The 9,251-nt window shown below is 37.1% G+C and carries 5 protein-coding genes; 4 read left to right on the top strand and 1 reads right to left on the bottom strand.

The window, feature by feature from the left end:
• The 4 genes from VFS71_RS19160 to VFS71_RS19145 form a co-directional block, all read left to right on the top strand.
• On the top strand, positions 1-2,523 hold a 2,523-nt coding region (locus tag VFS71_RS19160), incomplete at its 5' end, for a gliding motility-associated C-terminal domain-containing protein (protein WP_326403266.1).
• A 51-nt stretch (positions 2,524-2,574) separates the two neighbouring features.
• Positions 2,575-3,492: a type IX secretion system membrane protein PorP/SprF gene (locus tag VFS71_RS19155; protein WP_326403264.1), complete on the top strand. Its 918-nt coding sequence runs from the start codon at positions 2,575-2,577 to the stop codon at positions 3,490-3,492.
• Between the two features lie 18 nt (positions 3,493-3,510).
• Entirely contained in the window at positions 3,511-5,376 is a 1,866-nt protein-coding gene (locus VFS71_RS19150; protein WP_326403262.1) for an OmpA family protein, read from the top strand.
• 302 nt (positions 5,377-5,678) lie between these two features.
• Positions 5,679-8,840 (top strand): hypothetical protein, encoded by a 3,162-nt coding sequence (locus VFS71_RS19145; RefSeq protein WP_326403261.1) that lies wholly within the window; start codon positions 5,679-5,681, stop codon positions 8,838-8,840.
• Between the two features lie 134 nt (positions 8,841-8,974).
• On the opposite strand, the gene VFS71_RS19140 is transcribed toward VFS71_RS19145, so the two are convergent.
• Positions 8,975-9,154, bottom strand: coding sequence for a hypothetical protein (locus VFS71_RS19140; protein ID WP_326403260.1), 180 nt, complete (start codon positions 9,152-9,154; stop codon positions 8,975-8,977).
• Positions 9,155-9,251 lie beyond the last annotated feature (97 nt).

Raw genomic sequence — 9,251 nt, 5'->3', positions numbered from 1 at the left:
AGAAATATATTGGATTTTACCTGTTCGGCAGTATCAATAACTACTTTGAGAATCAATGGTATTCCTACCGCTCCAACTGTACCTACCTCTCTAAGTGTCGTTCAACCTACTTGTGCAACGCCATCAGGAGCTGTGACAGTTAGTCCTCAAACAGGAATGGAATACAGTTTGGACGGAACAACGTATCAATTACCAAATGTATTTAATAATCTTGCCCCAAATGATTATACGCTCTATGTCCGAAACACTGCCGATGCAACCTGCTTAGCTACATCTGCAAGTGCTACGAGAATCAATGCTGTTCCTTCCGCTCCAGTGGTTCCAACTACTCTAAGTATAGTTCAGCCTACTTGTGCAATACCATCAGGTACTGTAGCAATTACTTCTCAAACTGGGATGGAATACAGTTTGGACGGAACAACTTACCAATTACCAAATGTGTTTAATGGTCTTGCATCAAATGATTATATGCTTTATGTTCGAAACACTGTGGATGCTAGCTGTTCGGCGATATCTGCAAGTGCTTCGAGAATCAACACTGTTCCGACTGCTCCGATAGTCCCAACCGTTTTAAGTTTAGTTCAACCTACCTGTACGATCCCGTCTGGGACAGTTTCCATCGCCGCCCCCCAAACGGGAATGGAATATAGTCTGGACGGGATTACGTATCAGTTATCAAATGTATTTAACGGTCTTGTACCAAATGACTATACCCTCTATGTTCGAAACACTGTCGATGGTACCTGTTTAGCTACATCGACTATTGCTACGAAAATTAATGCTATTCCGACAGCTCCGATAGTCCCAACCGTTTTAAGTTTAGTTCAACCTACCTGTACGATCCCGTCTGGGACAGTTTCCATAGCCGCCCCCCAAACGGGAATGGAATACAGTCTGGACGGGATTACGTATCAGTTATCAAATGTATTTAACGGTCTAGTGCCAGACGACTACACGCTTTATGTTCGCAACACTATCGATGCTACCTGTTTAGTTACATCTGCAAGTGCTACGAGAATCAATGCTATTCCAACTGCTCCAGCGACACCAACCAGTTTAAGTGTTGTTCAACCTACTTGTAATGTGCTTTCTGGTTCTATTACAATTGTGTCGCAAATGGGAAAGGAATACAGTTTGGACGGAGCAACGTATCAATTATCAAATGTATTTAACGGTCTAGTGCCAAACGACTATACGCTCTATATTCGAAACACTGCCGATGCTACCTGTTTAGCTACATCTGCAAGTGCTACGAGAATCAATGCTATTCCTGCCACTCCAGTGGTGCCATCCACTCTAAGTGTAGTTCAGCCTACTTGTGCAATACCATCAGGTACTGTAACAATTGCTTCTCAAGCTGGGATGGAATACAGTTTGGACGGAACAACGTACCAATTCCTAAATGTGTTTAATGGTCTTGTACCAAGTGACTATACGCTTTATGTTCGAAATCCATTCGATGCCACCTGTTTAGCTACATCAAATACTGCCACTAAAATTAATGCTATTCCAACAGCGCCAATCGTGCCAACCACTCTAAGTGTGATCCAGCCTACTTGTGCAGTGCCTTCCGGTTCTATTGCAATTGTGACTCAAACTGGAACGGAATATAGTTTGGACGGAACAACATATCAATTGTTAAATGTATTTGACGGTCTTGTTCCAAATGATTACGCTTTATATGTTAGGAATATAGGAGATGCTACTTGTATGGCTTCATCATTAGTAAGTACTACCGTAAATGCAAAACCTTTGTCACCAGTAACTCCAACTCTTTTGAATGTGATTCAGCCCACTTGTTCGGTGCCTTTTGGAACAATTGAGATTGGAAGCATTGCAGGTGTTGAATACAGTATAGGTAACGGCTATCAAGACAATCCATTGTTTTTAAATTTAGTTCCAGACAACTATAAAATAAGTGTTCGGGACAAAAACAATGTCACTTGCGAAACTTTTGGCTCTGATCAATTAGTAAGTGCAATACCACCTGATATCCAATTTGAATCGTCTTGGACTTGTCAATCCAATAAATATGAATTAACAGCCAGTCCATTGTCAAATTCTTATGATCCAAACGCTGTTGAATATGTTTGGAAAGATCAAAACGGAAATACCGTTGGAACCAATTCAAACGTTTTGAATGTAAATGATGTTATAGATGCTACTGCCGAAACAGAAACTTTCCCGTTAACTTATAGTCTCATAATACAATCAAATGCTACAGGTTGCGAAACAACTTCAAATGTTGTGATTGAATCAATATACTGTGATATTCAGAAAGGAATTTCTCCTGATGGGAATGGTTCAAATGACTACTTTGATTTGCGATTAATGGATGTGAAAAAATTGGAAGTATTTGATAGATATGGTATTCAAGTGTACAGTCAGTCAAATTATACCGATCAGTGGAGTGGTCAAACCAATAAAGGTGAAGGGCTTCCAAGTGCTACCTATTATTATGTTATTGAGTTTAATAATGGTAAATCAAAAACAGGATGGATTTATTTAATTAGAGAGAATTAATAAAGGCATTTTTTGAATCAGCGTTCCTTTTTAGAAAAAAAAAATTAGAATATGAATAAAATTTTACTGACTGCTTTACTATTTCTAGTGCTAGTTATTGATGTTAAGGCGCAACAAGACCCACAATATACTCAATACATGTATAATATGAATGTTATAAATCCCGCTTATGCTGGAACAAAAGAGCATCTTACTTTTGGGTTATTGTATAGAAAACAATGGGTGAATATCGAAGATGCCCCAACCTCTTTTACATTCTACGGTGAAGGGCCAGCAGGAAAAAATGTTGGAATTGGATTGTCTATTATTGCCGATAAAATTGGGCCAATTACTGAACAGAATGTTTATGGAGATTTTGCTTATAAATTAAAATTGGGGGAGAATAATAATTTGTCTTTTGGAGTTAAAGCTGGGGCTACTTTTCAAAAAGTTAACTTTTCTGAAATTGTTCCAACATTGCCGGATCCTTCAGAAGGTATTTTTGGTAAAAATAGCAATGATGTGACTCTAAACATAGGTACTGGTGTTTTTTATTATACCGATAAATATTATGTTTCCTTTTCGATACCTAATTTGATAAATGCTGCTCATTTGGATTATGATGGTAAAGAGTACGGCTCAGATGTTTCTCATTATTTTTTGACTGCGGGTTATGTTTTTGATCTTAATCCGAATTTAAAGTTTAAGCCATCATTCTTGTTGAAGTCAGCATTTAACGTTCCTACGTCTTTGGATGTTTCTGCTAATTTTTTATATCAAGAAAAAGTGGAAATTGGTGCAACCTATAGATTGCAGGATAGTTTTGGTTTGTTAGTGAACTTTAATGTTACTCGTGATTTAAGAATAGGATATGCTTATGATCATATTGTTTCGGATTTGAATATTTCTACCTCTTCGTCCCATGAGATAATTCTATTGTATGACTTTTTGCCTGTCAAAAAAGTGTCACTTTCTCCAAGGTTTTTCTAATATTATATACCATTCGTAATGAAAAAAAATACCATACTATTATTTTTTATGCTCATTAGTTTTTCGCTTTTGGCACAAAATAAATTTACAAAAGTAGCCGATAATTTATTTGAAAGATATGAATATGTTAAAGCTTCTCAAGAGTATCTTTTATTGGTTGAAAAAGGAAATTCAGAAGCTTATGTGTATAAGCAGTTGGGGGAATGTTATTATAATATGTTCAATACGGTTGAATCGGCAAAATGGTATTCCTTGGCAGTAAAAACGGAGCAAGATGCCGAAACGTATTTTAATTATGCTCAAATGCTAAAAGCGAATGCTCGATATGAAGAAGCCAATGCTCAAATGAAGGTTTTTGCAGAGAAAGCTCCAACGGATCAACGTGCTGTGGAATTCAATAAAAATCCAGATTATCTACCAAGTTTAATTGACAAGAACAAACTTTTTGATGTCAAAATATTGGATATTAATTCGGATAAATCAGATTTTGGTGCGGTGCTTTACAATGATGTCCTGTATTTTTCTAGTGCTCGAAACGGTGGGGGAAAAAAATACGGGTGGAATGAGGAACCCTTTTTAGATATTTATCAGTCGAATTTGAAAGCTGATGGAAGTTTATCTGAGCCAACACCCGTTTCAGAATTAAATACCAGATTTCATGAAGGACCAGTAAGCATAACGGCAGATGGGAATACAATTTATTTTTCCAGCGAAAGTTTCAACTCTAATTCATTTGAAAAAAATAATGCTAAACGGCTAAAATTTGGACAAGTTCATTTGTTTAAAGCCAAAATGGAGAATGGGAAATGGACGGCAATAACAGCAATGCCTTTTAATGGTAAACAATATTCAACAAGCAATCCGTCGATTGATAAAGAGGGTAAAATCTTGTATTTTTCTTCCAATATGCCTGGTTCTATTGGTGGAATTGATATTTGGAAAGTACGGGTAAATAGTGACGGAACTTATGGTGTTCCAGAAAATTTAGGGGATAAAATTAATACTGCCGGCGACGAAAGTTTCCCTTTTGTTACAGATGATAATGTGTTGTATTTTGCTTCCAATGGTTTGATAGGTTTTGGTGGATTGGATGTGTTTTTTGTTGATTTGAAAAAAAATGATGTTCCAATTAATGTTGGAAAGCCTGTAAATACTGAGAGGGATGATTTTGCATTAACCTATAATATTACTAAACAATTAGGATATGTTTCTAGTAATAGATCTGGTGAAGATCATCTTTATTCATCTATCCCAGTTTGTAAGGGTCAGATAAAGGTTGTTGTAAAGAGTATGAAAGACGATAAGATTCTAGTCAATTCGAAAGTGCTTATTTTGGACGAAAACAGTAACGTAATAGGTACTCAGATATCAAATGAAAAAGGTGAAGTGGTTTATGATGTTGATTGTGAAAAAATATACATTATAGAAGCCTATAAAGATGGATATCTTACTGCAAAAGTGCCTTTGGCGAAATTTGTTGGAGGTGTGATGTCCGTGAATGTTACGATCAAGCCTATTGATGTTGTTATTACGGAAACAGAAATTATTTTGAATCCGATTTATTTTGATTTCAATAAAAGCAATGTGACCAAACAAGGCGCTGAAGAGCTTGATAAATTGGTTTATGTTATGTCACAAAATGATAAATTGAAGATTTATGTAAAGTCACATTCAGATTCTAAAGGTGATGATAAATATAATTTAAATCTTTCGGACAAGAGAGCTAAAGCGACTGTTCAATATGTAATTTCCAAAGGTATAGATGCATCTCGTATTTCGGGTAAAGGGTTTGGAGAAACAGAACTCAAAATAGACTGTAAAAACAAATGTACTGATGAACAAAATGCAACAAACAGGAGGTCTGAGTTTTTGCTGGTAAAGTAAAAAAAGGATTGAAATTTGGTGTTTTAAAAATCACAAAACATTCATAATTAGTGAGTTTGTTTAAACTTTTCAACACTATCACGTTTTCGTAAACGAATTAAAATCTACCTAAGTTGAGCGTGTGAAAATTTACATAAATTTAACGTTTTAAAATATAGTATCTGTAATTTAAATAGCTAAAAACAGAGTAATTCTTAAAATATTAACTCAAAAAAAACACATATTTTAAATTTCAGAAAGTTGCTCAATTCTGAAAAATTAAAAATCAAAAAGCCAAACCAAATTATTTATAACCTACACTTATGCGAAATTATACTTTGCAATCCCTTTTTGCCCCAAAAAAGAGATTATTGCTACTTATTGTTTTATGTTTTATAACATCAGTATCTTTAAATGCTCAGAACTTACTATCATCAAACAACAATAATCCTGGTTTTGAAGGGGTTGGTGGTTTTCAGACCAATGGATATACAGATATTTCACCAGGTACAAGTGGGAGTAGTTCAGATGGAAATTATGCCTTAACTGGAAGTTCTGGTCCGATGAATACCAGCAGTTTTAATAATGTTTCTCCACATTCAGGGGCCAAAATGATGGTTATTGACGCAAATAATCAAATTTTTTGGCAGCAAAATCCGAATATCCAATTACAGGGAGGAGTTAAATATACTTTCTCATACTGGGTCGTAAATATTAATAAAAATGGAACTAGTAATGGTGCATTTCCAAATCCAGTTATTCAATTTAATGCTGCGGATCAATGTAGTTGTACACCAGTTTTGAAGTCGGGAAGTGCTACCGTAAATAATGCAACTTGGCAACAAGTTGTTTATGAATTTACTCCTTCTGGCACAGGAGCTAAATGGGTTCGTATAGAATTGTCTACTCCTAGTGCATCACCAAATGGTAATGATTTTGCAATTGATGATTTGTCTTTAACGGAACCTCCACTTCCTTTATCCATAAGTACGTCTCAAACTGCGATTTCTTGTCCTGGACTAAATGATGGATCAATATCCGCCTATGGTTTTGGAGGTGTACAGCCATATTCATATAAACTAACACCTTCTGTAGGCTTGGCAGTTACTAACTCAACTGGAATTTTTACAAACTTGGCTTCAGGATCTTATAAAGTTGAAGTTTTTGACAGTAATGGTCCTGTAGGTTCTGCTTTTAAAAATGTTACTATAAATTCAGTTTTGGATATGACTATTGCAGGAAGTATTCCAGCAAATTCAGCTTTAGTTCCAGCAACAAGTACACAGCCATTAAGTACAACAATTTGTGCAGGTAACACAATAACGCTCGTGGCTAATAATATGACAGGTTATACTTGGTCTGCTACTCCAGCTGATCCTAGTTTGACAGTGCCAAATTCAGCTTCTATTGCAGTAAGTCCGACGGTAAACACTGTATACAAAGTAACAGCTACCGGTCCTACAGGAGCCCTAAGTAATTTAGTTTATAATGGTAATTTTGAAAACGATGTTGCTGGTTTTTCTTCTGATTATAAATATTTAGCAACTAATCCTGCTTTCGAAAAAAGAACATACGGTGTAATTACGAATCCCAATATATGGGGATCTGTTTATGATAGTTCGCAAGATCATACAAATCCAGGGACTGGAAAGTTTTTTATAACGGATGGTTCAACTTCGACACCAACTATTGACAAAGTTTGGGGACAAAATATAGCTGTAAAATCAGGAGTAACTTATGATTTTAATTATTTTTTGAGGACTATTACTTCTACTTCTCCAACTCTTCCAGCAAAAATGCAGTTAAAAATAAATGGAGTTGTCATAAATAATGCGGCTTCCTCATCAACAGATGTTGCGCCAACAACTACAGCAGGAGGGTGGGTAACATATAAACATACTTGGACAGCAGGTGTTGGGGTTACAATAGCTACAATTGAACTATACGATATAGAGACTAGTGGGGCTGGAAACGATTTTGGATTAGACGATATTACTTTTATAGCACAGGGAGTTCCAACCTGTACAGTTTCAAAGGAAATAACGGTGAATATATCTCCAGGAACTTCTGACACAGCTTTTACTTATCCAACTGCAGTTTGTCAAACATCGACAACTTTGATGCCAACAAAAACAACCCCAGCCACTTTTACATCCGGAGGGACTTGGAGTAAATTTTCCGCCGGAGGTACTTTGTCAATAAATAGTAGTACGGGAGAAATAAATCCATCCTTGAGTACTGCAGGAACATTTACAGTTAAATATGAAGTGTTGCAAGATCTTTCTATTTGTCAGGCTGCAAGTTCGTCAACTTTTAGCATCACAATAAACGTACAACCGGTTGCAGGGACTTCGGGAAGTACAACAGTTTGTGAAAGCAATTCAACTTCAATAAGTTTGTCTAGTTTAATAACTGGCGAACAAGCGGGAGGAACCTGGACAAGAACAACGGGAACGGGAGGGACATTTAATATGGCTTCGGGTATTTTTACACCGGCTGTAGGAGCTACAACTAGCACCTTTACTTATGTATTAACAGGAACTTCTCCTTGTGTAAACAGTTCAAGTATTGCGACAGTAAACATCAAGCCACAACCAGTAGCGGGAACTTCGGGAAATACAACAGTTTGTGAAAGTAGCACAATATCAATAAGTCTATCCAGTTTAATAACAGGCGGACAGGCGGGAGGAACATGGACAAGAACAACGGGAACGGGAGGTACTTTTAATGCCGCTTCTGGTACTTTTACTCCGGCAGTAGGAGCTACAACTAGTACCTTTACTTATGCATTAACTGGAACTTCACCTTGTGTAAACAGCTCTAGCGTTGCAACAGTAAATATCAATCCACAACCAGTAGCTGGAACTTCGGGGAATACGACAATTTGTGAAAGTAGCCCAATATCAATAAATTTGTCGAGTTTAATAACCGGTGAACAAGCGGGAGGAACCTGGACAAGAACAACGGGAACTGGAGGGATATTTAATGCGGCTTCTGGTACTTTTACTCCAGTGGTTGGAGCCACGACAAGTACATTTACTTATACTTTGGTAGGAACTTCTCCCTGTGTTAACAGCTCTAGTGTTGCAACTGTAAATATCAATCCACAACCCGTTGCTGGCACCTCTGGAAATACAACAGTTTGTGAAAATAGTGCAACTCCAATAAGCTTATTCAGTTTAATAGCTGGTGAGCAAGTAGGTGGCACTTGGACAAGAACAACGGGAGCCGGAGGAACATTTAATGCCGCTTCGGGTATTTTTACTCCGGCAGTTGGAGCCACGACAAGTACATTTACTTATACTTTGGTAGGAACTTCTCCTTGTGTTAACAGTTCCAGTGTTGCAACGGTAAACATCAATCCACAACCTGTTGCAGGAATTTCGGGAAATACAACAGTTTGTGATAGTAATACGGCATTAATAAGTTTATCCAGTTTAATAACCGGAGAGCAAACAGGAGGGACTTGGACAAGAACATCGTGAACGGGAGGAACGTTTAATGCAGCTTCGGGTACATTTACCCCGGCAGTTGGATCCACGACGAGTACATTTACTTATGCTTTAAAAGGAACTTCTCCTTGCATAAACAGTTCCAGTACTGCAACAGTAAACATCAATCAACAACCAGTTGCAGGAACTTCGGGGAATACCACAGTTTGTGAAAGTAGCTCAACTTCAATTAGTTTATCTAGTTTAATAACTGGTGAGCAAGCGGGAGGAACTTGGGTAAGATCATCTGGAATCGGAGGGACGTTTAATGCTGCTTCGGGGACTTTTACCCCTGCAGTTGGAGTCACGACGAGTACGTTTACTTATATCTTGACAGGAACTTCGCCTTGTGTAAACAGTTCTAGTGTTGCAACTGTTAATATTAATCCGGTTCCTACGCTAACT

This window comes from Flavobacterium sp., from assembly GCF_035760125.1.
Classification (GTDB): Bacteria; Bacteroidota; Bacteroidia; order Flavobacteriales; family Flavobacteriaceae; genus Flavobacterium.
This window is presented reverse-complemented; position numbering and strand designations above follow the sequence as displayed.